The sequence below is a fragment of the Cupriavidus sp. GW822-FHT02D05 genome (assembly GCF_058802485.1).
Genome location: NZ_JBXAOE010000029.1, coordinates 91,641 through 118,379, shown reverse-complemented (window position 1 = coordinate 118,379; position 26,739 = coordinate 91,641). Strand labels below are relative to the sequence as shown.

Annotated in this window: 25 protein-coding genes; 12 read left to right on the top strand and 13 right to left on the bottom strand. The window is 67.8% G+C overall.

What is annotated here, in order from left to right:
• Positions 1 to 638: 638 nt before the first annotated feature.
• The 3 genes from AC1RQK_RS31170 to AC1RQK_RS31160 are packed head-to-tail and all read right to left on the bottom strand — an operon-like array spanning position 639 to position 2,655.
• Positions 639 to 1,130, bottom strand: a complete 492-nt coding sequence (locus AC1RQK_RS31170; protein WP_492376669.1) for an aminoacyl-tRNA deacylase — start codon at positions 1,128 to 1,130, stop codon at positions 639 to 641.
• A gap of 35 nt (positions 1,131 to 1,165) precedes the next feature.
• Positions 1,166 to 2,116: a site-specific tyrosine recombinase XerD gene (gene xerD / locus AC1RQK_RS31165; protein WP_492376671.1), complete on the bottom strand. Its 951-nt coding sequence runs from the start codon at positions 2,114 to 2,116 to the stop codon at positions 1,166 to 1,168.
• A gap of 59 nt (positions 2,117 to 2,175) precedes the next feature.
• Entirely contained in the window at positions 2,176 to 2,655 is a 480-nt protein-coding gene (locus AC1RQK_RS31160; RefSeq protein ID WP_174425989.1) for a methylated-DNA--[protein]-cysteine S-methyltransferase, read from the bottom strand.
• Positions 2,656 to 2,903: 248 nt separating this feature from the next.
• On the opposite strand from AC1RQK_RS31160, the gene AC1RQK_RS31155 reads away from it, so the two are divergent.
• From AC1RQK_RS31155 to AC1RQK_RS31125, 7 genes are all read left to right on the top strand, one after another.
• Entirely contained in the window at positions 2,904 to 4,163 is a 1,260-nt protein-coding gene (locus AC1RQK_RS31155) for an ROK family transcriptional regulator (RefSeq protein ID WP_492376668.1), read from the top strand.
• The gene (locus AC1RQK_RS31150; protein WP_492813182.1) at positions 4,150 to 5,853 is read left to right on the top strand and encodes a sugar ABC transporter ATP-binding protein; all 1,704 of its coding nucleotides are present in this window, start codon (positions 4,150 to 4,152) and stop codon (positions 5,851 to 5,853) included. The genes AC1RQK_RS31155 and AC1RQK_RS31150 overlap by 14 nt, the downstream gene beginning before the upstream one ends.
• Positions 5,854 to 5,943: 90 nt before the next feature.
• The gene (locus AC1RQK_RS31145) at positions 5,944 to 6,957 is read left to right on the top strand and encodes an ABC transporter permease subunit (RefSeq protein ID WP_492813180.1); all 1,014 of its coding nucleotides are present in this window, start codon (positions 5,944 to 5,946) and stop codon (positions 6,955 to 6,957) included.
• 78 nt (positions 6,958 to 7,035) lie between these two features.
• Entirely contained in the window at positions 7,036 to 7,974 is a 939-nt protein-coding gene (locus AC1RQK_RS31140; protein ID WP_492813194.1) for an ABC transporter substrate-binding protein, read from the top strand.
• A gap of 84 nt (positions 7,975 to 8,058) precedes the next feature.
• Positions 8,059 to 9,549, top strand: a complete 1,491-nt coding sequence (gene zwf / locus AC1RQK_RS31135) for a glucose-6-phosphate dehydrogenase (RefSeq protein WP_492376665.1) — start codon at positions 8,059 to 8,061, stop codon at positions 9,547 to 9,549.
• A 79-nt stretch (positions 9,550 to 9,628) separates the two neighbouring features.
• Positions 9,629 to 11,278 carry a glucose-6-phosphate isomerase gene (gene pgi / locus AC1RQK_RS31130; protein ID WP_492813177.1) on the top strand — a complete coding sequence of 550 codons (1,650 nt, stop codon included), beginning with the start codon at positions 9,629 to 9,631 and terminating at the stop codon, positions 11,276 to 11,278.
• 44 nt (positions 11,279 to 11,322) lie between these two features.
• Positions 11,323 to 12,261 carry a carbohydrate kinase family protein gene (locus AC1RQK_RS31125; RefSeq protein ID WP_492813175.1) on the top strand — a complete coding sequence of 313 codons (939 nt, stop codon included), beginning with the start codon at positions 11,323 to 11,325 and terminating at the stop codon, positions 12,259 to 12,261.
• A gap of 273 nt (positions 12,262 to 12,534) precedes the next feature.
• On the opposite strand, the gene AC1RQK_RS31120 is transcribed toward AC1RQK_RS31125, so the two are convergent.
• Complete coding sequence (locus AC1RQK_RS31120) at positions 12,535 to 13,503, bottom strand: tripartite tricarboxylate transporter substrate binding protein BugE (protein WP_253930730.1); 969 nt, start codon at positions 13,501 to 13,503, stop codon at positions 12,535 to 12,537.
• Positions 13,504 to 13,640: 137 nt separating this feature from the next.
• Positions 13,641 to 14,267: a chalcone isomerase family protein gene (locus AC1RQK_RS31115; RefSeq protein WP_492373326.1), complete on the bottom strand. Its 627-nt coding sequence runs from the start codon at positions 14,265 to 14,267 to the stop codon at positions 13,641 to 13,643.
• 122 nt (positions 14,268 to 14,389) lie between these two features.
• Here AC1RQK_RS31115 and AC1RQK_RS31110 point away from each other — a divergent pair, with 122 nt between their 5' ends.
• Positions 14,390 to 15,283, top strand: coding sequence for an AEC family transporter (locus AC1RQK_RS31110; RefSeq protein ID WP_492373327.1), 894 nt, complete (start codon positions 14,390 to 14,392; stop codon positions 15,281 to 15,283).
• 4 nt (positions 15,284 to 15,287) lie between these two features.
• On the opposite strand, the gene queG is transcribed toward AC1RQK_RS31110, so the two are convergent.
• A complete protein-coding gene (queG, locus tag AC1RQK_RS31105) occupies positions 15,288 to 16,508 on the bottom strand; it encodes a tRNA epoxyqueuosine(34) reductase QueG (protein ID WP_492813172.1) in 1,221 nt (406 codons plus the stop codon).
• A gap of 16 nt (positions 16,509 to 16,524) precedes the next feature.
• Here queG and tsaE point away from each other — a divergent pair, with 16 nt between their 5' ends.
• Both tsaE and AC1RQK_RS31095 read left to right on the top strand, forming a co-directional pair.
• Positions 16,525 to 17,037 carry a tRNA (adenosine(37)-N6)-threonylcarbamoyltransferase complex ATPase subunit type 1 TsaE gene (gene tsaE / locus AC1RQK_RS31100; RefSeq protein WP_492813170.1) on the top strand — a complete coding sequence of 171 codons (513 nt, stop codon included), beginning with the start codon at positions 16,525 to 16,527 and terminating at the stop codon, positions 17,035 to 17,037.
• Positions 17,031 to 18,536, top strand: coding sequence for an N-acetylmuramoyl-L-alanine amidase (locus AC1RQK_RS31095; RefSeq protein ID WP_492813168.1), 1,506 nt, complete (start codon positions 17,031 to 17,033; stop codon positions 18,534 to 18,536). Before tsaE ends, AC1RQK_RS31095 begins: the two co-directional genes overlap by 7 nt.
• A gap of 84 nt (positions 18,537 to 18,620) precedes the next feature.
• Here AC1RQK_RS31095 and AC1RQK_RS31090 read toward each other — a convergent pair whose 3' ends face one another.
• Positions 18,621 to 19,643 carry a bile acid:sodium symporter family protein gene (locus AC1RQK_RS31090; protein ID WP_043344030.1) on the bottom strand — a complete coding sequence of 341 codons (1,023 nt, stop codon included), beginning with the start codon at positions 19,641 to 19,643 and terminating at the stop codon, positions 18,621 to 18,623.
• Positions 19,644 to 19,738: 95 nt separating this feature from the next.
• On the opposite strand from AC1RQK_RS31090, the gene AC1RQK_RS31085 reads away from it, so the two are divergent.
• On the top strand, positions 19,739 to 20,647 hold the full coding sequence (locus AC1RQK_RS31085) for a LysR family transcriptional regulator (RefSeq protein ID WP_492813166.1): 909 nt from the start codon (positions 19,739 to 19,741) through the stop codon (positions 20,645 to 20,647).
• 96 nt (positions 20,648 to 20,743) lie between these two features.
• On the opposite strand, the gene AC1RQK_RS31080 is transcribed toward AC1RQK_RS31085, so the two are convergent.
• Positions 20,744 to 21,502 (bottom strand): class I SAM-dependent methyltransferase, encoded by a 759-nt coding sequence (locus AC1RQK_RS31080; protein ID WP_492373331.1) that lies wholly within the window; start codon positions 21,500 to 21,502, stop codon positions 20,744 to 20,746.
• Between the two features lie 218 nt (positions 21,503 to 21,720).
• Here AC1RQK_RS31080 and AC1RQK_RS31075 point away from each other — a divergent pair, with 218 nt between their 5' ends.
• The gene (locus AC1RQK_RS31075; RefSeq protein WP_492373332.1) at positions 21,721 to 22,530 is read left to right on the top strand and encodes a helix-turn-helix transcriptional regulator; all 810 of its coding nucleotides are present in this window, start codon (positions 21,721 to 21,723) and stop codon (positions 22,528 to 22,530) included.
• Positions 22,531 to 22,558: 28 nt separating this feature from the next.
• Here the strand turns inward: AC1RQK_RS31075 and AC1RQK_RS31070 are convergent, their stop codons facing one another.
• From AC1RQK_RS31070 to lpxK, 5 genes are all read right to left on the bottom strand, one after another.
• On the bottom strand, positions 22,559 to 23,317 hold the full coding sequence (locus AC1RQK_RS31070) for a 3-hydroxyacyl-CoA dehydrogenase (protein WP_492813163.1): 759 nt from the start codon (positions 23,315 to 23,317) through the stop codon (positions 22,559 to 22,561).
• A 177-nt stretch (positions 23,318 to 23,494) separates the two neighbouring features.
• Positions 23,495 to 24,160, bottom strand: coding sequence for an adenylate kinase (gene adk, locus AC1RQK_RS31065; protein WP_174426009.1), 666 nt, complete (start codon positions 24,158 to 24,160; stop codon positions 23,495 to 23,497).
• 360 nt (positions 24,161 to 24,520) lie between these two features.
• Positions 24,521 to 25,330 (bottom strand): 3-deoxy-manno-octulosonate cytidylyltransferase, encoded by an 810-nt coding sequence (gene kdsB, locus AC1RQK_RS31060; protein WP_492813161.1) that lies wholly within the window; start codon positions 25,328 to 25,330, stop codon positions 24,521 to 24,523.
• Positions 25,331 to 25,342: 12 nt separating this feature from the next.
• Positions 25,343 to 25,531, bottom strand: a complete 189-nt coding sequence (locus AC1RQK_RS31055) for a Trm112 family protein (RefSeq protein ID WP_043344047.1) — start codon at positions 25,529 to 25,531, stop codon at positions 25,343 to 25,345.
• Positions 25,512 to 26,621 carry a tetraacyldisaccharide 4'-kinase gene (gene lpxK / locus AC1RQK_RS31050; protein WP_492813158.1) on the bottom strand — a complete coding sequence of 370 codons (1,110 nt, stop codon included), beginning with the start codon at positions 26,619 to 26,621 and terminating at the stop codon, positions 25,512 to 25,514. Before lpxK ends, AC1RQK_RS31055 begins: the two co-directional genes overlap by 20 nt.
• Positions 26,622 to 26,739: the final 118 nt, after the last annotated feature.

The window sequence follows — 26,739 nt, the reverse complement described above, 5'->3', positions numbered from 1 at the left end:
CCCAATGGTCACGTGGTGGTGCCCCTGATCGCTTTGCTCGGTGCGCGTTCGGGCATCTGCCGTTCGCGGTGCGCAGCACCACGATCCTGCCTGTCCTGGTGGTTTCGTGGTTTTGTCTCTAGCGGCGGGTGCCCGGCCATTTGATGCCCTGCCGTACCGGCGCGAGCGGCGCCTTGCTTCACCCCCCTCTGGTTTCGTGGTGGGCACCGTGGCCCGTCCGCGAGGGCCGCGCTCACACCCACGACGCTCGTCCTCCGAGACAAAACCACGAAACCAGCCACACCCGAAACGGCGCAGCACTTCGCACCGCGAACGGCAGATGTGGGAACGGGCACCGCACACGAGGTCAGGGGCTGCACGACGTAACCCATGGGTCATGCAAGTGCGATGACCTTCGAGCCGGTAGGATCGGCCAGCCAACACTCTGGGCCGTACGACGAAACCACCGCCCCACATAAGCCTGATTGCTCTGCGCCCGGCAGGGTCGGCTTTCTTCTCGTTAGTCTTCTTTGCCGACGCAAAGAAGAGTGACCGGCAGCCCCCGCAGGGGGATGTCGTATGGCTTTTGGGTGCAAAAACCGTCGCCGCTCAAAGAAACAGCAGACCACCAACAGCGACCACCCCATCATCCCATCCCCTTAATCCCTCAACCCACACTCCACCACCTCCGCCCCCACCAACGTCTTCAAAACCTGCGGATCAATACTAACCAGATACCCCCTGCGGCCCCCATTGATATAGATCCGCTCCAGCGCCAGCACACCGGCCTCAACAAAAACCGGCATCCGCTTGCGCGTCCCGAACGGCGAGGTCCCGCCCACCAGATACCCGCTATGCCGCTGCGCCACCTCCGGCTTGCAGGGCTGCACGCTCTTGTGCCCGGTTTGCCGCGCCAGGTTCTTGGTAGACACCGAACAGTCGCCATGCATCAGCACAATCAGCGGCTGCGCACGCTCGTCTTCCATCACCAGCGTCTTGATCACCGCGTGCTCGTCCACGCCGAGCTGGCGGGCGGACTCGCCGGTGCCGCCATGCTCGACGTAGTCATAGGCATGCTCGCCAAAGGCAACGCCATGCCGCTTGAGGAACTGGGTGGCCGGGGTTTCCGAAACGTGTTTGGTCTTGCTCATGATGGATGACGGATCGCAATGACCGCGCGGGCAACCTAGCCGCGCGGATGGTGGTGCTGGTGCAGCTCGCGCAGGCGCTCGCGCGCCACGTGCGTGTAGATCTGCGTGGTGGAGATATCGGCGTGCCCCAGCAGCAACTGCACCACGCGCAGGTCCGCGCCGTGGTTGAGCAGGTGGGTGGCAAAGGCATGCCGCAAGGTGTGCGGTGACAGCGGCGCGTAGATCTCGGCTTCGCGGGCGTGGCGCTTGATCAGGTGCCAGAAGGCCTGGCGCGTCATGCCGTCGCCGCGCTGGGTGACGAACAGCGCTTCGCAGGCACGCTCGCCCAACAGCGCAGGCCGGCCTTCGGCCAGGTAGCGGCGCAGCCAGTCGCCGGCTTCGGTGCCAAACGGCACCAGGCGTTCCTTGTTGCCCTTGCCGCCTACCACGCGCGCCACGCCCTCGTTCAGGCTGATCTCGATGGTCTTCATCTGTGTCAGCTCGGACACGCGCAGGCCGCTGGCATACATCAGCTCCAGCATGGTGCGGTCGCGCAGGCCAAGCGGCGTGGCGGTGTCGGGTGTCTCCAGCAGCGCCTCGACCTGGGCTTCGGTCAGGGTCTTGGGAAAGCGCGGCGGCTGCTTGGCCGGGCGCAGCAGCAGGCAGGGATCGGCCGTGATCATGTGCTCGCGCAGCGCCCACTGGAAAAAGCGCTTGAACACCGTCAGCCGCCGGTTGGCGGACGAGGCGCGGGTTTCCAGGTGGCGCGAGGCGAAGTAGCCGTTGAGGGCGCTGTCGTTCACCGCCAGCAGCGCGCAGGTGCCCGAGGCATGCAGCCAGCGCGACAGCAGCGCCAGGTCGCGCCGGTAGGCGTCGATGGTGTTCTGCGCAAGGCCGTCTTCGAGCCACAGCGCGTCGCAGAAGCGGTCGACCAGGGCCAGGTCGGCGAGCAGGGCGGGGCTGTCCTCGGTGTCTTCGGTGTCGATGACGGCGTTGCTGTCTTCCATGTCGTCGATATGGCCGCTGTCGCCGCCGTTGTCACCGTCGTCAATCTGCGCAATGTCGTTCATGCCAGCATCACCCCTTCATGGCGCAGCAGCCAGCGTTTGATATCAAGGAAGAAGCCGTCGCCGTCATGGTTGGCAAAGCCGCCGATGCCGCTGGCGCCAACCACGCGATGGCAGGGAATCACCAGTGGGAAGAAATTCGCCCCGCACGCCTGCCCGACCGCGCGTGGCGCGCTGGCGATCTGCCGCGCCACCGCGCCATAGGTGGTGACCTTGCCACGCGGCACGTTCGAGATCGCTTGCCAGACCCGGCGCTGGAACGCGCTGCCGACCGGCGCCAGCGGGATATCGAAGCGTGCATCCGGATCGGCGTAGTAGGCCTCCAGTTGCCGCGCCAGGCGTTGCGTGACCGCGTTGGCCGGCTCGACGAGCCGCATGCTCGCGGGCAGGTACACGATCTCGCGGACGAATTCGCCGTCGGTGCGCACGCCGATCTTGCCGAAAGGGGCTGGGAGGATGGCGTCGAAGATGGAGTCCATGGCAGGGGTGGGAAGCGCGAGCCTGGATTTTAGAGCATGGCGGCGGCGCCGGGATGCGCGGTGGCGTGTGGGGCGCACCGCAGAGGGCCATGCAACCACTTGACTGGGGTTTCCCCTTCCTTGAGTTCTGGTCTGGCTTATTATTTAATTCAATCTGAATTAATTAATGCCGCAGCTAGATGCACCGCCGTCGCCACTCAGCGCGCAACGTGATGCAGGCGGCACTCATAACAGCATTCGGAGACCACATGAACAGTGCCAAGGCCGGCCGCGGCGTGAATTCCGCCAGTTTGCGGCTGTACAACGAGCGCGCGCTACTGCTGGCGCTGCGGCATGCCGGGGAGGCGTCCAAGGCGGATCTCGCCCGCATCGCGCAGCTCACCAACACGGCGGTGGGCAGCATCGTGCAGACGCTCACCGAGGATGGCCTGATCCATGTGGCCGGCCGCCGCCAGGATGGGCAGCGTGGCCAGCCGGCCAGCCTGATCCGCCTGCAGCCCAAGGGCGCGTTCGGCATCGGGGTCCGGCTGGACCGTGGCAGCATCGAGTGCGTGATGGTGGACTTCGGCGGCGAGATCCTCGCCAGCCGCGCCCACCAGATGGTCCTGCCCCACCCGGAGCAAGCGCTGGCATTGGTGCGCGACGATGTGGCCGAACTGCGTGCGCTGCTTACGCCGGACGAGCGCAAGCGCCTGCTTGGCATCGGCGTGGCCCAGCCCTATAACCTCGGTGCCTGGCTGCGCGAGCTGGACTTGCAGGACGAGGCATCGCAGGCCACCTTCCGCGCCTGGGATGCCGTGGACTTTGCCGCAGCGCTGTCGGATGCCACCGGCCTGCCGGTGTTTGGCGAGAACGACGGCACCGCTGCTGCCGTGGCCGAGCTGTTCTACGGCAGCCACCACGCGCAGAGCTTCCTCTATGTCTTCGTCGGCCCGGCCATCGGCGGCGGCGTGGCGCTCAACGGAGACTGCGTGCGCGGCGTGTCGGGCAATGCCGGCGACATCGGCATGATGCCGGTGCAGCCCAGCACCCTGGCCTCCGCGCCGCGCACCGGCAAGCGGCGCGACATCCTGCTGGCGCGCGCCTCGCTCAACGCGCTGACGCGCCACCTGCGCCACCACGGCGTGACCATCGACGGCCATGCCGATCTGGAAGCGCAGGTGCGCGTCCAGCACCCGGCGGTGGCGCAGTGGCTGGACGACTGCATCGATGCGCTGGCGCCCGCCATGCAATCGGCGCTGGCGGTGCTCGACGTGCCGCTGATCATCCTTGACGCCGATATCGACGGTGGCCTGGTGCAGGCGCTGATCGAGCGCCTGCAAGGCGAGCTGGACGACGGCGCGCCCGAGGCTCGGCGAGCGCCACGCGTGGTGCGTGGCTGCTTTGGTGCCAACGCCGGCGCGGTCGGTGCCGCGTCGCTGCCGATGTTCATGAATTTCTCGCCGCGGGCCGACATGCTCAAAGGCGCATCCGCCATGATTCCGGAGGCCAACCATGCCATCGTCTGATCTGTCCGCTTCGTCTATTTCACCTATTTCGCCCATTTCGGCTGCTTCGTCCGATACGTGCGATACGTGCGATACGTCCACCAAGGCGCCGCTGCTGGCGCTGCGCAATATCTGCAAGACCTTCCCCGGCGTGCGCGCGCTGCGCAATGTCGAGCTCACGGCCTACGCCGGCGAGGTCCACGCCTTGATGGGCGAGAACGGCGCCGGCAAGTCGACGCTGATGAAGATCCTGTCCGGCGCCTACACCGCGGACCCCGGCGGCGAATGCCATATCGACGGGCAACGGGTGCAGATCGATGGGCCGCAATCCGCGCGCGACCTTGGCGTGGCGGTGATCTACCAGGAGCTCAGCCTGGCGCCCAACCTGAGCGTGGCCGAGAACATCTATCTGGGCCGTGCCCTGCAGCGGCGCGGGCTGGTGGCGCGCGGCGAGATGGTGCGCGCCTGCGCGCCCACGCTGGCCAGGCTCGGCGCGGATTTCTCGCCCGCGGCGAACGTGGCAAGCCTGTCGATCGCGCAGCGCCAGCTGGTGGAAATCGCGCGGGCCGTGCACTTCGAGGCGCGCATCCTGGTGATGGACGAGCCCACCACGCCGCTGTCCACGCACGAGACGGATCGCCTGTTCGCGCTGATCCGCCAACTGCGCGGCGAAGGCATGGCGATTCTCTATATCAGCCACCGCATGGCCGAGATTGACGAGCTGGCCGATCGCGTGACCGTGTTGCGCGACGGCTGTTTCGTTGGCACGCTGGACCGCGCGCAGCTGTCGCAGGCGGCGCTGGTCAAGATGATGGTGGGGCGCGACCTGTCAGGTTTCTACACCAAGACGCACGGCCAGGCGGTCGAGCGTGAGGTGATGCTGTCCGTGCGCGACGTGGCCGATGGCCGGCGCGTCAAGGGCTGCAGCTTCGACCTGCGCGCCGGCGAGGTACTGGGGCTGGCGGGCCTGGTCGGCGCGGGCCGCACGGAGCTGGCGCGGCTGGTGTTCGGGGCCGACGTGCGCACGCGCGGCGAGGTCCGGATTGCCGACCCGGCCAACCCGGCCGGCACTGGCGGGCTGGTCACGCTGCCGGCCGGCGGCCCGCGCCAGGCCATCGATGCCGGCATTGCCTACCTGACCGAGGATCGCAAGCTGCAGGGCCTGTTCCTGGACCTGAGCGTGCACGAGAACATCAACCTGATCGTGGCCGCGCGCGACGCACTAGGCCTGGGCCGCCTGAACCGGAGCGCCGCGCGCCGCCGCACGGCCGAGGCCATCGACACGCTGGGCATCCGCGTGGCGCATGCGCAGGTCAACGTGGGCGCGCTGTCCGGCGGCAACCAGCAGAAGGTGATGCTGTCGCGGCTGCTGGAAATCCAGCCGCGCGTGCTGATCCTGGATGAGCCCACGCGTGGCGTGGACATCGGCGCCAAGTCGGAGATCTATCGGCTGATCAACGCGCTAGCCCAGAGCGGCGTGGCGATCCTGATGATCTCCAGCGAGCTGCCCGAAGTGGTGGGCCTGTGTGATCGCGTGCTGGTCATGCGCGAGGGCGCGCTGGCCGGCGAGGTGCGCCCCGCCGGCAGCGCGGCCGAAACCCAGGAGCGCATCATCGCGCTGGCCACCGGCGCGGCCGCGCAGCCGGCGCCCGCATGGGCGGACGTGCCGCGCGCCGCCGCCGGCCATGCAACTAGCATCACGCTGCATTGAGGCAGGGCGCAGCCTGTGCGCCGCCCGCAAGAGACAGAACCATCGACGCCGGCCCGCAACGCTGCGCAGCCGCCGGCGCAGGAGACAACCATGCATGAATCCATCACACGTCCCGCCGCTTCCACTGGCGCTTCGTTGCCCGCGGCCACTCTCGGCCGCCTCACCACCCAGGAGCGCCTGCGCGCGCTTGGCATGCTGCCCGTGCTGGTGCTGCTGTGCATCGGTTTCTCGGTGCTGACCGAGAACTTCGCCGGCTGGCAGAACCTGTCGATCATCGCGCAGCAAGCCTCCATCAACATGGTGCTGGCCGCGGGCATGACCTTCGTGATCCTGACCGGCGGCATCGATTTGTCGGTGGGCTCCATCCTGTCGATCTCGGCGGTGGTGGCGATGCTGGTGTCGCTGGTGCCGCAGCTCGGCATGCTGAGCGTGCCCGCCGCGCTCTTGTGCGGCCTGCTGTTCGGCATCGTCAACGGCGCGTTGGTCGCTTTCATGAAACTGCCGCCGTTCATCGTCACACTGGGCACGCTGACGGCGGTGCGCGGGCTGGCGCGGCTGGTCGGCAACGACAGCACGATCTACAACCCGGATATCGGCTTTGCCTTTATCGGCAACGGCGAAGTACTGGGCGTGCCCTGGCTGGTGATCATCGCCTTTGCCGTGGTGGCGGTGTCGTGGTTCGTGCTGCGCCGCACTGTGCTGGGCTTGCAGATCTACGCGGTGGGCGGCAATGCCGAGGCGGCGCGCCTGTCCGGCATCAAGGTGTGGGTCGTGCTGCTGTTCGTGTACGCGGTGTCCGGGCTGCTGGCGGGGCTGGGCGGCGTGATGTCTTCCGCGCGCCTGTACGCGGCCAACGGGCTGCAGCTTGGCCAGTCGTACGAGCTCGATGCCATCGCCGCGGTCATCCTGGGCGGCACCAGCTTCGTGGGCGGCACCGGCTCCATCGTCGGCACGCTGGTCGGGGCGCTGATCATCGCGGTGCTGTCCAACGGACTGGTGCTGCTGGGCGTGTCAGATATCTGGCAATACATCATCAAGGGGCTGGTGATCATTGGTGCGGTGGCGCTCGACAGCTATCGCCGCAAGGGCTCGGCGCGCACGTGAAGCGTGCGTGACCTGACCACCGGCTACTGGAGACACGATATGTCCAAGCAATACCTGGCGGCGCTGGCGATGGCGGCAATGAGCCTGCTGTGCGCCGGCGCCGCCGCACAGAACGCGCCGGACGCCGCACCGGCGAGCGCGGCCGCGCAACGGCCGCTGAAAAAAGTCGGCGTCACGCTCGGCTCGCTCGGCAACCCGTACTTCGTCGCGCTGGCGCACGGCGCCGAAGCCGCCGCCAAGAAGATCAACCCGGATGCCAAGGTCACGGTGCTGTCCGCCGACTATGACCTCAACAAGCAGTTCTCGCATATCGATAGCTTTATCGTGTCGAAGGTGGACCTGATCCTGATCAACGCGGCCGACGCGCGCGCCATCGAGCCCGCGGTGAAGAAGGCCCGCAAGGCCGGCATCGTGGTGGTGGCGGTGGACGTGGCGGCGGCGGGTGCCGACGCCACGGTGCAGACCGACAACACGCAGGCCGGCGAGTTGGCCTGCGCCTTTCTCGCCGAGCGGCTGGGCGGGCGCGGTAACCTCATCATCCAGAATGGCCCGCCGGTGTCTGCCGTGCTGGATCGCGTGAAGGGCTGCAAGACGGTGCTGGGCAAGCACCCCGGCATCCACGTGCTCTCCGATGACCAGGATGGCAAGGGCTCACGCGAGGGCGGCCTCAATGTCATGCAGCTTTACCTGACCCGCTTCCCCAAGATCGACGCGGTCTTCACCATCAACGACCCGCAGGCTGTCGGCGCCGACCTGGCCGCGCGTCAGCTGAACCGCCGTGGCATCCTGATCGCGTCTGTCGATGGCGCGCCCGATATCGAGGCCGCGCTCAAGGCCAACACGCTGGTGCAGGCCTCGGCCAGCCAGGACCCGTGGGCCATCGCCCGCACCGCGGTGGAGATCGGCGTGGGGCTGATGCATGGCCAGGCACCCGCAAACCGCATCGTGTTGCTGCCGCCCACACTGGTCACGCGTGCCAATGTGAACGCGTACAAGGGCTGGGCCGCGCCGCGCTAGCCGGGCAGCGGTCCGCGCTCAACTTACAACCGAATCCCCTGATAGCCGATCAACCGATCAACCGACCAACCGACTGGTGAAACCATGCCAAACAATGCTGTAGGCGCAGTCCCCGAATTCGACTTCGTGCTGTTCGGCGGCACCGGCGACCTGGCCACGCGCAAGCTGCTGCCGGCGCTGTTCGATGCGCACTGCGTGGGCTCGCTGCACGCGCGCGGGCGCATCCTCGCACTCGGCAGCCAGCCGCTCGGCCAGGAAGCCTACCTGGCCATGCTCGAGTCCAAGGTGCGTCCGGCGCTGCCCGCTGCCGCCGCGGCCGAAGTCTGGCAGGCCTTTGTCGCGCGCATCCTCTACCTGCAGGTGGACGCCAACGCGCCGGAGGGTTTCGATGCACTCGCCGAGCTGGTCCGTGCCCGCGCTGCGCCGGTGGTGGTGTTCTACCTGGCCACCGGCCCGCAGTTGTTCGTGCCGATCTGCGAGCAACTGGCGCGCACCGGCCTTAACCACGCAGGCGTGCGCATCGTGCTGGAAAAGCCGCTGGGCCACGATCTGGCCTCGTCCGATGCCATCAACTCCGCGGTGGCGCAACATTTTGCCGAAGACCAGATCTACCGCATCGACCATTACCTGGGCAAGGAGTCGGTGCAGAACCTGATGGCGATGCGCTTTGGCAACGTACTGTTCGAACCGCTGTGGCGGCGCGAATGGGTGCGCGATGTGCAGATCACCATCGCCGAGGAAATCGGCGTGGAAAAGCGCGGCGCATTCTACGACGGCATCGGCGCGCTGCGCGACATGGTGCAGAACCACCTGCTGCAACTGCTGTGCATGGTGGCGATGGAGCCGCCGGCCAGCCTGTCGGAGGACGCGATCCGCGACGAGAAGCTGAAGATCCTCAAGGCGCTCAAGCCCATCGAGTTGAACGAGGTCGCCGAGAAGGTGGTGCGCGGGCAATACTGCCGTGGCGCGGCGGCCGGCGACGCCGTGCCGGGCTATGTGAACGAGCCGGCCGTCGCGCCCGATAGCCAGACCGAGACCTTCGTCGCCATCAAGGCGGAGGTTGCCAACTGGCGCTGGGCCGGCGTGCCGTTCTACCTGCGCACCGGCAAGCGCATGCAGTCGCGCGTGGCCGAGATCGTGATCCAGTTCCGCGACGTGCCGTACTCGCTGTTCCCGCGCCCGCTGGACCACGAGCCCGGCAACCGGCTGGTGATCACGCTGCAGCCGGAGGAAAGCATCCGCCTGCATTTCCTGGTCAAGCATCCCGGCGACACGCAGGCGCTGCAGCCCGCCACGCTGGACCTGCAACGCATGCTGCCGCGCGGCCAGGGCAATCGCAATGAGCGCAAGACCGGGGCTTACGAGCGGCTGCTGCTGGACGTGATCCGCGGGCGGCTCGGGCTGTTCGTGCGGCGCGACGAGCAGGCGCAGGCCTGGCGGTGGGTCGCGCCGATCCAGCAGGCCTGGGCGCAGAGCAATCTCGCGCCCAAGCTCTACACCGCCGGCACTTGGGGGCCGGCGGCGTCGAGCGCGCTGCCCTCGCGCGATGGCGCGGTGTGGCATGAAGAGCTGTGAGACGCGTTGTGAAGCCAGTCTGAAGCATGGCGACGCGCCGGCGGTTGCCGGCGCGGCGGCGAGTACAGGAGTTGATTCGATGTCCACGATGTCCCCGAAGTCCGATTTCCCAAGCACCTGGCAACGGCTTGAAGAGCATGCGCAGGTCATCCGCCATGCCCACCTGCGCGACTGGTTCGACGGCCAGCAGGGCGAAGCCCGTGGCGCCGGCTTCGTGGCCGAGGCGGCCGGCCTGACGCTCGACTACGCCAAGAACCGCGTCACCGACACCACCATGGCGCTGCTCTTCGCGCTGGCCGACGAGGCCGGCGTGAGCGCGCGGCGCGATGCCATGTACCGCGGCGAAGCGGTCAACACCACCGAGCGCCGCGCCGCGCTGCATATGGCGCTGCGCGCGTGGCCGCAGGACGGCTTTCACGCGCAGGGCGTGGCGGTGGCCGGCGACGTGGCTGCGGTGCTCTCCCAGATGGAGCGCTTTGCCGACGCGGTGCGCGGCGGCACGTGGCGCGGCTGGAATGGCCGCCGGATCACCGACGTGATCAATATCGGCATCGGCGGCTCGGACCTCGGCCCGCGCATGGTCTGCCGCGCGCTCGCGCACCTGGACACCGAAGGGCCGCGCCTGCATTTTGTCGCCAACGTGGATGGCAGCGATCTTGCCGCCGTGCTCGCGCGGCTGGACGCCGCCAGCACGCTGGTGGTGGTTTGCTCCAAGACCTTCACCACGCTGGAGACCATGGCCAACGCGCACACCGCGCGCACCTGGTTCCTGCGCCACGGCGTGCCGCACGCACAGTTGGCCAGCCACTTCGTCGCGGTCTCCACCAACCGGCAGGCGGTGGCCGCGTTCGGCATCGACCCCGCCAATATGTTCCCGTTCTGGGACTGGGTGGGTGGGCGCTTTTCGCTATGGTCCGCGGTGGGGTTGTCGATTGCGCTGGCTGTTGGCTTTGCGCGCTTTCGCCAGTTGCTCGATGGCGCCCGCGCCATGGACCGGCATTTCGCCGAGGCCGACGCGCCGCAGAACATGCCGATGATCCTCGGCCTGCTCGACGTGTGGTATCGCAGCTTCCTGGGCACCGGCAGCCGCTGCGTGGCGCCGTACTGCGAGCCGCTCGAGCTGCTGCCGGCCTTCTTGCAGCAGCTCGAGATGGAGAGCAACGGCAAGTCCGTGCAGCTCAATGGTGCCGCCGCCGTGCAAGGCACCGCGCCGGTGGTGTGGGGCACCACCGGCACCAACGGACAGCACGCCTACTTCCAGATGGTGCACCAGGGCTCGCACTGGATGCCGGTGGATTTCATCGCCGCGCTGGAGCCGGTGCACCCGATGCCGGGTCACCACGGCAAGCTGCTCGCCAACTGCTTTGCGCAAGGCGAGGCGTTGCTGCGCGGACGCACCGCGCAAGAGGTCAGGGCGCTCGGCGTGCAGGACGAAGCGCTGGTGCCGCACATGGTGTTCGAGGGCAACCGCCCCAGCAATACGCTGTTGCTGCAGCGGCTCGATCCGTATCATCTGGGCGCATTGATCGCGCTTTCGGAGCACCGCACCTTCGTCCAGGGCGTGCTGTGGAATATCAACTCGTTCGACCAGTGGGGCGTGGAGCTGGGCAAGCAGCTTGCCGCGCCGATCGCCTGCGAGCTCGACGGCGGGCCGGCGCGCCCGCATGATGCTTCCACCGCCGGCCTGATCCGGCGCGCATTGGCCGCGGCATCGGCCTGGCAAGGCTGACGCGCGGCAGCGCACGCATACGGAAAACCGAGAAAGAGGATGCAATGACAACGACATCATGGCCAGCCTACGTCGTCTTTGGCGAGGCATTGACCGATATGGTCCACCAGGGCGGGCAGGACTGGCTCGGCCTGCCCGGCGGCTCGTGCTGGAACGTGGCCCGCGTGGGCGCGCGGCTGGGCGTGCCTACCGCCTTTGCCGGTGCGATCAGCGCCGACACGCTGGGCGACCAACTGGCCGAGGCCAGTGCCGAGGCTGGCCTGGACCTGCGCTTCCTGCAGCGCGTGGAGCGCTCGCCGCTGCTGGCGTTTGTCGGCGCGCAGCACCCGCCGCAGTACTTTTTCGTCGGCGACGACAGCGCCGATCTCTACTTCGACCCCGAGCGCTTGCCGCCGGGCTGGCGCCAGGCCGCGCGCACCGTGCACTTCGGCTCGCTCAGCCTCGCGCGCCAGCCGCTCGCCGCGCGCCTGTGCACGGAAGCCACGCAGGCCAGGGCCGCGGGCAAGCGCATCGCCTTCGATCCCAACTTCCGCGCGCCCATGCGTGCGCCGGAGTATCAGGCCGTCTTTGCGCACATGGCTGGCCTGGCGGACTACATCAAGGTATCGGACGAAGACCTGCGCGGCCTGTACCCCGCGCTGGACGAACACGCCGCGCTCGCAGCGCTCAGGGCGCTGGCGCCGCAGGCGCGCGTGCTGCTGACGCGCGGCGCGGATGGCATGACGCTGTTGCATGGGGACGGTGCTTGTGAGCAGCCGGTTTTCGCCGTCGAGGTGGTGGATACCGTCGGCTGCGGCGACGCTGCAATGGGCGGATGGATGGCGGGATTGCTGCTGGACCCCGAGGCGACGCTGGCGCGGCAGGCGCGATGGGCTGCCGCTACCGCGGCGGTGGCGGCCACGCGTGCAGGGGCGTATTCGCCGGCGGTGGCCGAGGTGAGCGTGCTACTGCGCGAGGCGGTGGTTCTGGCCTCTTTGGCCTGATCGCGTTGGGTCGGCGTTGCCGTGCTTCCTGCCGTGTTCCCTGTCGTGCTCCCCTCTCCCGCGTGCGGGAGAGGGGCTGGGGGAGAGGGCGGGCGCTCGTTACGCCGTCGTGCTGGACAACACCACGGGCTTCGCTTCAGGTGGCTCCTAGCTAAGCCACCCCTCTCCCCGGCCCTCTCCCCCTGAGGGGAGAGGGAGAGACAGCCGTCGTCATGGCGCGCGGCTTTGGCCCGCTCGCCGGCTTCGGCTAGTGCCGCGGGCTTGCCGCCAACATCACTGCTCCAGCTTGATGTTCTGCACCTTCACCAGCGTCTTCATCTTCTCGAATTCCTTCTTGATCTCCGCCGCATGCTCCGCCGGGGTGTTGCCCGAAGGTTCCGCGCCGGCAGTGCGCAAGCGCTGCTGGAAGTCCTTGTCCTGCAGCGCCTTGACCGCGGCTTCGTTCAGCTTCTTGATGACTTCGTCAGGCGTGCCGGCCGGGGCCACCAGGCCGTACCAGGCCGGGTCGTTCGGCTCTTTCAGGCCGAGCTCGCCAAAGGTCGGCACGTTCGGCAGGGAGTCGATGCGCTTGTTCCATGCCACCACGATCGGGCGCAGCTTGCCGGCCTTGATGTAGGGCATCGAGGAGGGCAGGTTGTCGACCATGATCGGCACCTGGCCGGCCAGCACGTCGTTCAGCGCCGGGCCCGCGCCGCGGTAGGGGATATGGACCATGAAGGTCTTGGTCGAGACCTTGAACTGCTCGCCCAGCATGTGGCCGAAGGCGCAGGTGCCGGAGGTCGCGTACGAATACTTGCCCGGATTGGCCTTGAGCACAGCCAGGAACTCCTTGTAGTCCTTGGCCGGGAAGTTCGGGTTGACCGCGATGACGTTGGCCACGTTGGCCAGGTTGGTGACGGGCTTGAAGTCCTTGATCGGGTCGTACGACAGCTTGGGGTTGCAGGCCGGGTTGACCGCCATGGTGGAGACCGTGGAGATGCCGATGGTGTAGCCGTCGGGCGCGGCCTTGGCGATGGCGTCGGCGCCGATCGAGCCGCCCCCGCCGGCGCGGTTTTCCACCACCACGGGCTGGCCCAGGATGCGGCTCATCTGGTCGGCCGCGCCACGGCCCACGATGTCCGTCGTGCCGCCGGGCGCAAACGGGATGATCAGCCGGATCGGCTTGGTCGGGAAGCTTTGCGCCTGCGCCACGGAGGCTGCTGCTGCCAGGCCAAGGGCCAGGGCGATTTTGCTGGTTTGCATGAGATCGTGTCTCCCGTCAAAGGACCGGGCGGGGATATCCGCCCAAGGTAAAGAACGCCGGCGACGCTGCCGCGGTGGCGGGGCTTTGAAGCCGGCGGCGTGAGTTCTGGCGGGCGGGCCTGGAGGCCGCCCGGGGGCTAACCGCCCAGGAGCCCGCGCTTGAGATCCCGGTCGACCGGATGGTCGCCAAGGAAGATGCGCAGCACGGCCTGGTAGAAATCTTCGCCCGGGATCGGCTTGCCGCGCGGCGTGCCGTTGATGGCGACCACGGTGCCGCCATCGGGCGAAAAGTCAAAATTGATCACATCGCCCTTGCGGGCGGTGCCCATCTGCTCCATGGTCTGGCGCAACTGGAACAGGCGCTCGGACAGCCTCTGGAACTGGACCTCGCTGTGGTTTTCGCGGAGCCCTTCGTTCAGGGCCTTGATAAAGGCATCGGGTGGCACCTCGCGCAGCGGCCGGATCTGCAGGCGCTTGGGGCCGTGGGCGCCCAGCACCACGGTCGCGTTGCGCGCCTTCTCCTGCAGGTAAAGGGCGGCCACATAGCCTTTGATGATGAACATCGAGCGCAGGCCGGTGCCGTTGAGCTGCAGCTCCTTGCCGCCGACCCGGGTGGCGTCGTCGATCCGCATGCCCTCGATTTCGTTGGCGCGCGCGCGCTCCGGCGGCATGGCCAGGGCCGCGCCCACGCAGAGGGTGAGCGCCAGCAGGCTTGCGCGGCGGGCGAGCGGTTCGCACGCGAACGGGGTACGACGGGAAAACATAAAGGCTGGACGGTACGACGGAACGTGCCATAGTCCACGATTTCTGAAACAATACCAATTGGTATCTGCCCTAGGCTGCACTTGGCGTGCGCGGCGGCCATCACAATAACTAAAACCAAGCGATGTCTTCTGCTCTCTTGTTGGTGCCGGATTTCAGCCTGATCCTGATCGGCTGGCTGCTGGTGCGCTATTCCCCTTTCGACCGCGCGTTCTGGGCTGGGGTGGAGCGCCTGGTGTACTTCGTGCTCTTCCCCGCGCTGCTGTTGCAGTCCACCAACAGCGCCAAGTTCGATTTCTCCTCCACGTCGGCCATGCTCGGCCTGGCATTGTTGACCACCGCGTTCGGCATGGTTGGCGGCTATGCCGTCAAATGGGCGATGCGGCTGGCGCCGCTGGATTTCGCCTCCGGCCTGCAGACCGCATTCCGCTTCAATTCCTATATCGGGCTGGCGTTGGCCGCGCGCCTGGGCGGCAGCGAGGGCCTGGCCATGATGGCGGTGATCGTCGGCTGCACGGTGCCGCTGTGCAATGTGGCCGCGGTATGGGCGCTGGCCCGTCACGGCGAGACCCGGCTGTGGCGCGAGCTGGCGCGCAACCCGCTGATCCTCGCCACCGCAGGGGGCTTGCTGACCAACCTGGTGGGCCTGCACCCGCCCGAGGTGGTGGGCATGACGCTGGCCCGGCTGGGCTCCGCGTCCACCGCGCTGGGGCTGATGACAGTCGGCGCGGGTCTGCAGATGAGCGGGGTGACGGGGGCGGTCGGGCCGGTGGCGTGGTGGAGCGGTGTCAAGCTGGTGGCCATGCCCTGCTTTGCCTGGGCGGTGGGGCGCTTGCTGCCGCTGACCGAGCTGCAGTCGCAGATCGCGGTGCTGTTTGCCTCGCTGCCGACCGCGTCGAGCGCCTACATCCTGGCCGTGCGCATGGGCGGCAACGGCCCGATGGTGGCGGCGACGATCTCGGTCATGACCGTGGCGGCCATCGTCACCACGCCGTTCTGGCTGTCTCTCGTCAGTTAGCTCGTCAGTTAGCGGGCGCCTGGGCCAGCGCCCAGTCGATATGCTCGCGCACCAGCGGGCTGGCCTCGGCCTGGCGCGCGCCGAGCGCGGCGCGGATGCGCGTGGCCAGCGCCATATCGCCGCTGGCGATGGCCGCGCGCAGGCTGTTGCCCAGCCCTACCGCCAGGTTGCGCAGCCAGCGCTCATGGCCGATGCGGCGGATCGGGCTGCCTTCCAGCCGCTGGTTGAATTCCGCCTCCGTCCAGCCGAACAGCTCGGCCATGTCGGGCGCGTCGAAGCCATTGCGCACGTCGAAGTCCGGCAGGGTGGCGCGGTGGGCGAACTTGTTCCACGGGCACGCCAGCTGGCAGTCGTCGCAGCCGTACACGCGGTTGCCCATTGGCGCGCGCAGTGCCTCCGGGATCGCGCCCTTGTGCTCGATGGTCAGGTAGGAGATGCAGCGGCGCGCGTCGATCCGGTAGGGTTCCAGGATGGCCTGGGTCGGGCAGATATCGATGCAGCGGCGGCAATTGCCGCAGTGGCCGGGTTCCGGCGCGTCGGCGGGGAAGGGCACATCGACCAGGATCTCGCCGAGGAAGAACATCGAGCCGCCATCGCGGTCGAGCAGCAGCGTGTGCTTGCCGCGCCAGCCCAGCCCGCCCTGCGCGGCCAGCGCCACCTCCATCACCGGCGCCGAGTCGGTGAAGACACGATAGCCGAACGGGCCGATGGCGGCTTCGATGCGGCTGGCGAGCTGCTGCAGGCGGTTGCGCAGCACCTTGTGATAATCGCGGCCCCGCGCGTAGAGCGAGACCATGGCAGTGGCGGGGTCGTCGAGCCGGGCAAGTTCATGGGCGCGCCAGTCGTGCGGGCCCGCGGCGGGCAGGTACGGCATGCGTGCCACGATGGCGCGCACCGTGCCGGGCACGAGTTCGGCGGGACGGGCGCGCCGCAAGCCGTGGTTCGCCATATAATCCATGTCGCCGTGGTAGCCCTGCGCCAGCCACGCCAACAATCCTGCTTCAGCCCGGCTCAGATCCACGTCGGCAATGCTGAGCGCATCGAAGCCGAGCTCCGTGCCCCAGGCCCGGATCGAGCCCACCAGCGCCTCCAGCCCGGCAGCGTCCGTGCCTGCATGCACAACGGACGACGCCGGGGGCGGCGCAAGGCCAGGCGTTGCCCCGTGGGCGGCGCTGCTGGCAGGAGGGGGCGAGGCGGTTGGCGCCTGGGCTGCTCGGTCGATCATTCCCGAATTGTACGCAATGCCCCTGCTCCAAGAACGCACACTCAACCTGCCTGACGAAGCGGCCACCGCCCGGCTGGGCGCGGCGCTGGCCGAGGCCGTGCGCAAGCTGCCGCCCCAGACCGTGCACCTGCAGCTCTCGGGTGACCTTGGCGCCGGCAAGACCACGCTGTCGCGCGCCATCCTGCGCGCGCTAGGCCACGCGGGCAAGGTGCGCAGCCCCACCTACACGCTGTGCGAGCCGTATTCGGTCACGCGCGCCGATGGCTCGCCGCTGACCGCCTACCACTTCGACCTGTACCGATTCGCCGATCCGGAGGAGTGGGCCGATGCCGGTTTTCGTGATTGTTTTGCCGAACCGGCCGTGAGCCTGGTGGAGTGGCCGGAGAAAGCCGGGCGCTTGCTTGGGGAACCGGACCTTCACTTGTTGCTCCAATCGGACATCAGCGACGCCGATGACGCGGCCGAACGCCGTATCGTTACGCTTCGTGCCTATACTCAGACTGGACTTACCCTGCTTTGCGCATGCTGATCAAGCGACTCGCCACCGACCGACCCGACGATATCCAGCTGGCCCGCCGCAAATGGCTGGCGCAGTGCCTCAAGGCCGGCGCCGGCAGCGTGGTGCTCACGCTGGCCGGGCCACAGATCGCCTTTGGCGCCGGCATCGTCGCGGTGCGGGTCTGGCCCGCCGAGGAATACACCCGCGTCACCATCGAATCCGATGAGCCGCTAGCCGCCGTCCACCAGATGATCCACGGCCCCGACCGGCTGGTGGTGGACATCGATGGCCTCGATCTCTCGCCCACCCTGCGCGAGCTGGTGGCCAAGATCACCTCCAACGATCCCTACATCCAGACCGTGCGCGTGGGCCAGAACCGGCCGCGCGTGGTGCGGCTGGTGTTCGACCTGAAGGAAAGCGTCTCGCCGCAGGTGTTCACGCTGGCGCCAATTGGCAGTTACCGCAACCGCCTGGTCTTTGACCTGTACCCCGTCAATCCGCCGGATCCCTTGTGGACCCTGGTGCGCGACACCGAGGACAAGCAGCGCAGGTTTGCCGCCACGCAGCCCCCGGCCGGCGCGGACGGCGTGTCCGGCGCGCCTGCCTCCGGCGAGGAAGACGCCATTGGCGCACTGGTGCGCAAGTTCGAGGACAAGGGCGCCAACCCGGTGCCGGCCCTGCCACCGATGGCAGCCGTCAAGCCCAGGCCGCCGTCGCCTTCCTCACCAGCCGTGCCATCGGCACCGCCGCTGGCGCAGAACAACCCGCCTGCGGCCCTGCCTGCCAACAACCCGCCGGCGGACCGTTCCTTCAAGATGCGCCGCCTGCTGACCGTCGCGATCGATCCCGGCCATGGTGGCGAGGATCCCGGCGCCACCGGCGCGTCCGGATCGCGCGAGAAAGACGTGGTGCTGCAGATCGCGCAGCGGCTGCGCGCCAAGATCGACTCCCAGCCCAATATGCGCGCCATGATGACGCGCGACGCGGACTTCTTCGTGCCGCTCAACGTGCGCGTGCAGAAGGCGCGCCGGGTGCAGGCCGACCTGTTCGTGTCCATCCACGCCGATGCCTTCCTCTCGCCGGAAGCCAAGGGCGCCTCGGTGTTCGCCTTGTCCGAGCGCGGTGCGTCCAGCACCGCCGCGCGCTGGATGGCCAACAAGGAGAACGCCTCCGACCTGATCGGCGGCGCCAATATGGGCAACAAGGATGCGCAGGTGGCGCGGGTGCTGCTGGACTTGTCCACGACCGCGCAGATCAATGACAGCTTGCAGGTGGGCAAGGCGGTGCTGGCGGAGATCGGCGGCGTCAACCGGCTGCACAAGGGCAGTGTGGAGCAGGCGGGCTTTGCGGTGCTGAAGGCACCGGATATCCCGTCGATCCTGGTCGAGACCGCTTTCATCAGCAATCCCGAGGAAGAGCGCAAGCTCAACGACGAGAGCCACCAGGAGCAACTGGCCAACGCCATCCTGCGTGGCATCAAGAACTACTTCGCGCGCAATCCGCCGCTGGCGAAGAATCCGTCGGTGTAAGAGTAAGAGGCGGCGCCTGAAAACAAAACGGCCGGCAACATCGTTGCCGGCCGTTTGCCATGCAGCGCGCTGACACTCTGACACTCAGGCGCGGGCGGTAGCCCCGTCGGGCAGCGCGTCGCGGCTGGCGTAGCGCGAGGCAATCACCGAGCACACGATCAGCTGCAACTGGTGGTAGACCATCAGCGGCAGCACCAGCAGGCCCAGCGCCGGATGGCCGGCAAACAGGATCTTGGCCATCGGGATGCCGTTGGCCAGGCTCTTCTTGGAGCCGCAGAACACCGCGGTGATCTCATCTTCCACCGAGAAGCCGAGGCGGCGCGCGGTGAAGGTGGTGGTGGCCAGGATCACCACCAGCAGCACGGCGGCGAGCGCCATCACGGCACCGATGGTTTCCCAGCTGTACTTGTGCCACAGGCCGGCGGCGGTGGCGTCGCAGAACGACGAATACACAATCAGCACGATCACGCCGCGGTCGATCTTGTTGGTGATCTGCTTCTTCTTGGCCAGCCAGCTGCCGATCAGCGGGCGGGCCAGCTGGCCGAGCGCGAACGGCAGCAGCAGTTGCAGCGCCACGCCGGTCAGCGCCTTGCCCAGCGGCATCGAGGCGCCGCTGGCGCTGATCACCAGGCCCATCAGCAGCGGCGTGACGGCCATGCCGATCAGGCCCGAGATGGTGGCATTGAAGATCGCGCCGGGCACGTTGCCGCGCGCCATCGAGGTCATCGCCACGGACGACGACACGGTGGATGGCAGCGCGCACAGGTAGAACACGCCCAGCAGCAGCTCGGCGGGCAGCATGTTGCGCAGGCCGAACATCAACGCCAGCCCGACCACCGGGAAGACGATGTAGGTGAAGCTCTGCACGAAGGCATGCAGGCGCCAGTGGCGCGCGCCGGCCACCAGCTTGTCGCGCGACAGCGCGGCGCCGTGCAGGAAGAACACCAGGGCCACGCCCAGGTTGGTGACCATGCCCAGGTGCAGCGGGCCGTCGCCGGCGCCGATTTGCGGGGCCAGCAGCGCGATGCCGATGGCGCTCAGCATGATCAGCACGAACCCGTCGATCAGGTCGTAGATTTTCTTGAAGGGTGAGAGGATGGCGGACATGACGGCAAGGTTGGATTAGGGTTTCGCCTAGCATTGGACGTCAGTGACGCCTAGAATGCAAATTCATTTATCGCATCCATTCATCTCATAGACGCATGAATTACACGTTGCGCCAGTTGCGGGTCTTCCTCGCCGTGGTCGGGCATGGCAGTTTCAGCCGTGCCGCGGACGCTGTTGGCCTGACGCAGCCCGCGGTCAGCCGGGGCGTTGCCGAGCTGGAAGAGGCACTTGGCGTGCGCTTGCTAGACCGCACCACGCGGGAGGTGGTGGTGACCGACGCGGGACAGGCCCTGGCGCCTGCCATCGAGCGCCTGCTTGGCCAGCTGGACGATACGCTGGAAGAAACGCGCCAGCTTGGCGAGCGTTATCGCGGCCGGGTTGTGATTGCCAGTGCACCCACGATTTCCGCGCGGCTGATGCCGCTGTACGTGTCGACCTGCGCGCGCCAATATCCGGATATCCGCCTCAGCGTGCGCGACAACGTGCAGGCCGACGGCCTCGAGCAGATCCGCGCGGGGGCCGTGGACTTTGGCGTATTGATCGATCCGTTGGCGCCGGAAGGCTTGACCATCGCGCCGCTGGCGACCGATCCGTTTTGCTTCGTGTGCCGGCGTGATCACCCGCTGGCCAATGCCGACTCGGTGCCGTGGTCCGCACTGGACGGCATGCCGCTGGTGCTGCTGGATTTCGCCTCGGGCAGCCGGCCCCTGATCGACCGCATTTTCGCCAGCCATGGCGTGGCGCCGAGCGTGGTGCAGGAGCTGGGGCATTCGGCCAGCGTGTTTGGCATGGTTGAGGCCGGCATCGGCGCTTCGGTCCTGCCCTCGTTCTCGCTGCCGTTGCCGGCGGAGTCTCCTCTGGTCTGGCGGCCGCTCACGCCGCGCGAGGAGCGGCGCATCGTCATGGTCTGCCGGGAGGACCGCTCCTTGTCGCCTTCGGCCGCCGCCGTGTGGCAGATGGTACAGAGCCTGCCATTGCCGGCCGAGCCGGCCATGGCGCAATGACGGGCACCCGCCTGGCTTGGCTGCTTAGCTGCTTAGCTCCTTAACGGCTTAACTGCTTAACTGCTTAACTGCTTAACTGCTTAACTGCTTAACTGCTTAACTGCGCGTTGCCGTGACCATCACCGCTTCCAGCGCAAAGCTGCCGTCGGCCTTGACGAGGTAGTGGTCGCGTACTTCCGCCGGCGCCAGTTGCCACAGGTGCTGGATGGCGGCTACCGCCACGGGCGGCGTGCGCATGCGCTGCACCCAGGTGGCGAACTCCAGCTCGATGCGCCAGGCCGGCGAGACGCTGGCCGTGAAGCCCGCAGCCTCCAGCATCGCTTTCCACTCGGTACCGGTGTAGTCGCGGATATGCGACGGGTCGCGCAGCAACTCCACCGATTGCAGCCAGGTATCGGGCAGCGGGTCGTCCGAGCCGGCGATATCGATCAGCACGACCTTGCCGCCCGGCTTGAGCACCCGGTACATCTCCGCCAGCGCCGCCGGCACATTGCGCCAGTGGTGAGCGCTCATGCGCGAGATCACCGCGTCGAAGCTGGCATCGTCAAAGGGCAGCGATTCCGCGGCGCCCTGGCGGGTGCGGATGTTCGCCAGCCCCTTGTCGCGCGCTGCGCCTTCCACAACCGCCAGCATTTCCGCCGACAGATCGTAAGCCGTCACTTGCGCTGCAACCCCCGCTGCGGCAAAGCTGGCGTGGCCCGCGCCGCAACCCAGGTCGAGCACCTGCGCCGCCGGCAGCGCCGCCAGTTCCTGTGCAAGCTGCTGCAGGTCCGCGCCCTGGGCGTGGACCGCGCTGGTGAGGTAGGCGCTGGCGGTGGCGCCGAACTGGGCGGCAACGAGTTCTTGTTGTTGCATGTGGCTCTCCTGGCGGCAATGGCCGCTAGTGGGTTCTGGTGACCGGGGACCGGGGGATTGGTGACGGGGGCTTGCCCGCGTAACGGGTTCGACGTACTGTAGCAGCCTGTTTTCCCGGTACAAGTCAGGGTTTTATCCTGGTATAAAACGCACCAGCTTTTTAGTTTTTAAGTTTTTGAGCTTTTGCCTGGCTATCTGCATTGCCCGCTCAGCCCTCCATGACAGAATACGCGCCCCCCGATCCCGCCAAGCCACACGAACTCACGCGCGAAGCTGTGCTGGGCCGCTTCCTGCGGGCGCACCGCGAGCGCCTTGCCCCGGCCGAAGTTGGCCTGGCCCCCGGCCGGCGGCGGCGCACGCCCGGCTTGCGCCGCGAGGAGCTGGCGCAGCTCGCCGGCCTGAGCGCCACCTGGGTGACGTGGCTGGAGCAGGGCAGGCCGGTGGCGCTATCGGCCCGCGCGCTGGCCAGCCTGGCCGGCGCACTGCGGCTGTCGCGCGCGGAACGGGCCTACCTGTTCGAGCTGGCGGGCCGGCGCGACCCTATGCAGGCGCAGGACGAACACGCGCCAGCAGCTGTCCTCGCGAGCGTGGAGGCCATCAACGGCCCGGCCTACCTGCTGGACCGGCAATGGAGCGCGCTAGCTTGGAATGCCGCCGCCGCCGACCTGTTCGTGGGCTGGCTCGATCCCGCCAGCGAAGACCGCAACCTGCTGCGCAGCATGTTTTTATCGCCGGGTTTGCAGGCATTGGTGGAGGACTGGCCGCACCGGGCGGCGCGGCTGGTGTCGGAGTTTCGCGCGCACAGCATCCGCCATGCCGACGATCCGCCGATGCGCGCGCTGGTGGAGGGCCTCATTGCCCAGAGCCCGGTGTTCCGGGTCGACTGGCTGTCGCAGGATGTGGAAGAGCGGCAGGGCGGGCGCCGCGGCTTTCGGCATCCAGTGCGCGGGCTGTTGCATTTCGAGCAGCTCACGCTGGTGCCGGCTGCCGCGCCGGGCCTGACGCTGGTGATGCTGATGCCGGCGTGAAGGGCGGCCGGCAAAGGCCGGGACGGCGTTACTTCGGCTGCATGCGGATGGCGCCGTCGAGCCGGATCACTTCGCCGTTGAGCATGGGGTTGGTGATGATGGACCCCACCAGCTTCGCATACTCGGCCGGGCGGCCCAGGCGCGACGGGAACGGCACCATTTTGCCGAGCGCGTCCTGCACTTCCTGCGGCATGCCTAGCAGCATCGGCGTCTCGAACAGCCCCGGGGCAATCGTCATGCAGCGCACGCCGTCGCGCGACAGGTCGCGCGCGATGGCCAGCGTCATGGCGACCACGCCACCCTTGGAGGCTGCGTAGGCGGCCTGCCCGATCTGGCCGTCGAAGGCCGCCACCGATGCCGTATTGATGATCACGCCACGCTCGCCTTCCGCGTCGGGCGTGTTCTGCACCATGGCCGCGGCAGCCAGCCGGATCATGTTGAAGGTGCCGATCAGGTTGACGCGGATGGTCTTGTCGAAGGCGTCGAGCGGGTGCGGGCCGTTCTTGCCCACCGTCTTGTTGGCGGTGGCAATGCCGGCGCAATTGACCAGCCCGGCCAGGCGGCCCAGCGCGGTGGCTGCCGCCACGGTGGCTTGCCCGTCGGCCTCGCTGCTGACGTCGCAGCGCACGAACTTCCCGCCCAGCTCGGCGGCCAGCGCGGTGCCGGCGGCTTCGTTAAGATCGGCGATCACCACCTTGGCGCCCGCGGCGGCCAGCATGCGGGCGCTACCCTCGCCGAGCCCGGAGGCGCCGCCGGTGACGATAAATACGTTGTCGCGGATTTCCATCGTTGTCTTCCTCGCTTGGATGTGTGGTCTTATGGTTTTCTGGCGCTGCAGATACGGCATGTTGGCATAACGTTTACGTAAACGTCAATTCGGCGATGCTATCTCCGCGGATGGCGGCGGCAATAAAAAAGGCGACCCGAGGGTCGCCTTTTTTACCTGCAGCGCTGAATGCGCGGCTTACTTCAGTGCTTCGAACACACGCGAAGTGATATCTTCCACGCTGCCAACGCCCGCGATCTTGCGGTACTGCGGCGGTGCCACCTTGGCGGCGGCGTCGCCATTGGCGGCCCACTTGGAGTAGTAATCCACCAGCGGACGGGTTTGCTGGGAGTAGACGTCGAGGCGCTTCTTGACGGTCTCTTCCTTGTCGTCGTCGCGCTGGATCAGCGCTTCGCCGGTGATGTCGTCCACGCCTTCCACCTTGGGCGGGTTGTACTTGACGTGGTAGGTGCGGCCCGATGCCACGTGCACGCGGCGCCCGCTCATGCGCTCGATGATGGCATCGAAGGGCACGTCGATTTCCAGTACGTAGTCGATCGCCACGCCCGCTTCCTTCATGGCCTCGGCCTGCGGAATGGTGCGCGGGAAGCCATCGAACAGATAGCCGTCCTTGCAATCGGCCGCCTGCAGGCGGTCCTTGACCAGGCCGATGATGATGTCGTCCGACACCAGGCCACCTGCGTCCATCACCTTCTTGGCGGCCACGCCTAGCGGCGTGCCAGCCTTCACCGCGGCGCGCAGCATGTCGCCAGTGGAGATTTGGGGGATGCCGAACTTCTCGCAGATGAACTGGGCTTGCGTGCCTTTGCCGGCGCCAGGCGCGCCCAACAGGATCAAACGCATTACGGGTCCTCAGAGTTTTGAATCTTGTATGGCAGGGGGAATGGAAGGAGGGTAACGCCGAAACTTGACGCGAGGCTTACCAACGCCGTCGGGACGGCGCGCCTCAGGTCGGAGTCTGGTCTGTTGACGACCGGCACGCTGACGCCTCTGCCGCTGGCGGCGGGCGGGTACCGATCGGGCTCACTTTTCATCTCCCCACCGAGCCTTGGCCGGGCGCCCGGGCGCCCGACGGCTCTGTATCGTCAAGCATTATGCCATGAGGCGGCGCGAAATCGGCTTGCCGCTGCGGTGAGATCTGTCATGACTTATGTCGTAAGTCATGCGATGACCGCCGCAGCCGGCGGCCATCGCCAAGTGCGCTCAGGGGCCTTCCTGCGCCATGGCCTGCGCCCAAAGCGCACGCACGCGGTCCAGGTCGGCCTGCGTGTCAACGCCCGGCGCGGGCACAGCCGCTGTTTCCAGCACGCCGATGCGCTCGCCATGCCACATCGCACGCAGCTGCTCCAGGGCTTCCGTCTGCTCCACCGGCGACAGCGCCAGCGTGGGAAAGCGCCGCAGGAATCCGGCGCGGTAGGCGTACAGGCCGATATGGCGCAATACCGGCATGGCCGGTAATGCCACCTGGGCGGTGGCTGCCGCCGCGGCCGGCACGCCGGCCCAGGCGTCGCGGGCCCAGGGGATCGGCGCGCGGGAGAAATACAGCGCGCGGCCGGCGGCATCGCACACCACTTTCACCACATTGGGGTTGAACACCTCGGCAATCTCGCTGATCGGATGCGCGGCGGTGGCGATGGCGCAATCGGCATGGTGCGCCAGGTGCAGCGCCACCTCGTCGATCAGGCTGGGCTCGATCAGCGGCTCATCGCCCTGCACATTGACCACGATGGCGTCGTCCGCCAGGCCTAGCCATGTCGCCACTTCGGCCAGGCGGTCGGTGCCCGAGGGGTGGTCGGCACGCGTGATCACGGCTTCGATGCCATGCGCCGCGCAGGCTGCCGCCACTTCGGGCGCGTCGGTGGCGACCACCGTGCGCTGCGCCGACGAGGCATGGGCGCGCTCGGCCACGCGCACGATCATGGGCTTGCCGCCGATATCGGCCAGCGGCTTGTTGGGCAGCCGGGTGGAGGCCAGGCGCGCCGGGATGACGACGGTAAAAGCGGGCAGCGACATGGTGCGAGCCGCTTATTCCGGCGAGACCAGCCGGCCCGGCACGGTCTGGCGTGCCTCATCGGCCAGCATGATGGGAATGCCGTCGCGGATCGGATAGGCCAGTTTGTCGACCTGGCAGATCAGTTCCTGGGCGGCGCGGTCATGTTCCAGCTTGCTCTTGCACAGCGGGCAGACCAGGATTTCAAGCAGCCGGTTGTCCATCTTGCGTTTCCTTGGTGTGGCCGGCGGCGGTCGCGGCGCCCGGCGCTGTGGGAGCGGCCTGGGCATGCGCGGCGACGGCGCGGCGAATTTTTTCGATCAGGCCCGCGTCGATCACGGGCGTGGTGGGGACGACCCAGATCCGCGGGTCCAGCGGGTCACTGAGGCGCTCGCATTTTACGGCATCCTTCTCGGTGATCAGGATCGCATCGGCCGCTTGCGCGACAGGATCGCCGGCGAACGGGTCTTCGGCGAAGTCGTAGTGGTCCGGCAGGGGCATGGTGTCCGGCGCGAGGCCGGCTGCGCGCAGGCTGGCAAAGAAGCGCTCGGGGTTGCCGATGCCGGCCGCGGCCAACACGCGCTGCCCGGCAAACGCCGACAGCGGCTTGGCCATGGTCGGGTCGGCCAGCTGCCAGGCATCGTCCAGCACCAGGCGCATGCCATAGACATCCGGCTGGCTCGGGCTGGGGCGGAAGTCCGGGTCGTTGATCAGGGTGGCGTCGCGACGGCGCGAGAGCGATTCGCGCAGCGGGCCGGCCGGCAGCAGCAAGCCGTTGCCGCCCATGCGCGAATCGAACATCACGATCTCGAAGTCGCGTTGCAGCTTGTAGTGCTGCAGGCCATCGTCGAGCAGCAGCACGTTGACGCCGGGATGCGACACCAGCATGGTCTGCGCGCACAGCGCCCGGTCGGGGAAGACCCAGACCGGCACGTCGGTGGCGCGCGCAATCAAGAGCGGCTCGTCGCCCACGTCCTTGGCCTGCGAGGTGGGCTTGACCCGGCGCGGATGCTTGAGCTTGACGCCGTAGCCGCGCGAGACCACGCCCGGGCGCAGGCCGGCCTCGGCCAGTGCATGGGCCAGCGCGATCACCGCGGGGGTCTTGCCGGTGCCGCCCACGGTCACGTTGCCGACCACCACCACCGGCATCGGCAGGCGCGTCGAGCTGTACCAGCCGCGCCGGTATGCCAGGCGCCGCCAGCCGCTGACCAGGCCGAACACCCACGACAGCGGCAGCATCAGCCAGGCGAACCAGCCGCGGCGTTGCCACTGGGCGGTCACGAAGTCGGCAAGTGTGTTGCGGGGAGCGGGCATGGGCGTGGTAGGCAGGGCTGGGCGGTAATGCTGCGTTGAAAAGAGCAGGCGTGGGGCCGGGGACGGTAGCACGGCGCGCCGGCACGATGGCCTCATCGCGTCATCGCGAGGCCGCGCA